This is a genomic window from Micromonospora sp. NPDC049891 (assembly GCF_040660295.1).
Lineage (GTDB): Bacteria > Actinomycetota > Actinomycetes > Mycobacteriales > Micromonosporaceae > Micromonospora.
Map to the genome: position 1 here is coordinate 275,654 of NZ_JBFAML010000006.1, position 1,186 is coordinate 276,839.

1 pseudogene is annotated in these 1,186 nt (G+C 73.1%); it reads left to right on the forward strand.

The features are described from left to right. Window positions 1-836: 836 nt before the first annotated feature. A pseudogene (locus AB0I71_RS11275) lies at window positions 837-1,186 on the forward strand (hypothetical protein); the annotation flags it as partial.

The following is a 1,186-nucleotide window of genomic DNA, read 5'->3' on the forward strand; positions in this document are numbered from 1 at the left end:
CCTGCGCCCGCGCCCTGCGCCCGCGCCCTGCGCCCGCGCCCTGCGCCCGCGCCCTGCGCCCGCGCCCTGCGCCCGCGCCCTGCGCCCGCGCCCTGCGCCCGCGCCCTGCGCGCCCCGCGCGCCCCGCGCGCCCCGCGCCCCGCGCGCCCCGCGCGCCCCGCGCCCCGCGCGCCCCGCGCGCCCCGCGCGCCCCGCGCGCCCCGCGCGCCCCGCGCGCCCCGCGCGCCCCGCGCCCCGCGCGCCCCGCGCCCCGCGCGCCCCGCGCGCCCCGCGCCCCGCGCCCCGCGCGCCCCGCGCCCCGTTGATCATGAGGTTAACGGCGTATTTGATCTCCAATATTGCCGCTAACCTCATGATCAACGGGAGTGGACACCGCCCTTGGGTCGGGTTCGGGGTTGCGGGAGGTGTTGGCGGGGGATCTTGGTGCGATTGCGCCCCTGGGTGGGCGGTTTGGGACCACGATCGCGGCGTGGTCGGGGGCTCGGGGTGGAATGGGTGGTGGGGTGGGGGCGTTGTAGACGGGTGAACGGCCGAGGAAGATCGCCTGCCGCACGGTGGGTGTGGCCCCCGGGAATGGTGGTGGGCCGGTGGTCGTTGGACATCCCTCGTGCGACCGAGGTGAACCGGCTGCCGCCGTAGGTGAGCGGGTGGGCCCGGGAATGATCCGGTCCGGTCGGTCGTTGGACATGGTCCCGGCGACGCGAAGCGGCGATACGGCCCCGCGCCCCGGAGATCTTTCCCCCTTATTTGTTTGGGCGCCCCTTTTGGTGCTTGTGTGCGCTTGGCCTTTTCCCCCTTGGTCGGGTGTGCGTCGACCCCCGAATTGGAGCTTTGTGATGAACACGATGCTGCGGAAGAGCGTTCTGGGTGTTGCGGGTCTGGCTTTCACCGGTGGTCTGTTCGCTGGTCCGGTGGCCGCGCACGCCGATGTCACTCCGGTCGCGAGCACCCCGGTCGCGGTGGTGCAGGCTGACAAGCCCGACACCAGCAAGCTGCTGCCGCACGGCACCCCGAGCAACCAGTCTCATGTTGATCTGAACGACGAGCAGATCGCGAACACCAAGGCGATCATCGCGGCGACGAAGAAGGCCGGTATGGACGAGCGGGCCGCGGTGGTGTCGATCGCGACGGCGTTGCAGGAGTCGAAGTTGGAGAACCTGGGTCACCTGGGTGACCGCAACGACCA